A 356-nucleotide genomic window follows, 5' to 3' on the forward strand; every position below is an offset into this window, starting at 1 on the left:
ACAGACAAAGCAGAAGCAACTGCTCTGTACCCATTCATCGTTAAGAAAGTTGATAAGCTTGCGAAAGTGAACATCATTCACAAAAACAAAGCTTGCGTAATTTAGGCAAATGCGGCGTTAACATTGTTACCTATAACTTTATGCCCGAGTTAGGATGGCGGCATGGATATTTGTTTGCATGGGGGTTAATGGCGGTGATTGGACTGGGGGTGGTAAGGTGCTAAAATGCCTCTCAACGCTGAAGGGTTGAAGCAAATTCGGAGTTCAGATGGCGTGACAATTATCAAATTCAAAAAAAAGTATATAGCGATGGTGAAACCCTACTGATAAAAATGAAAACTTATCCGGAAACCTAC

At 41.3% G+C, this 356-nt stretch carries 2 pseudogenes; both read left to right on the plus strand.

Annotated features, from left to right (window positions below):
- Nucleotides 1-105: pseudogene (locus D0T60_RS18530) on the plus strand (30S ribosomal protein S20); the annotation flags it as partial.
- Nucleotides 84-158: pseudogene (locus D0T60_RS18535) on the plus strand (mannonate dehydratase); the annotation flags it as partial. The pseudogenes D0T60_RS18530 and D0T60_RS18535, both read left to right, overlap by 22 nt.
- Nucleotides 159-356: the final 198 nt, after the last annotated feature.

It is taken from the genome of Bacteroides sp. 224 (genome assembly GCF_010500995.1).
In the GTDB taxonomy this organism is placed as follows: domain Bacteria; phylum Bacteroidota; class Bacteroidia; order Bacteroidales; family Bacteroidaceae; genus Bacteroides.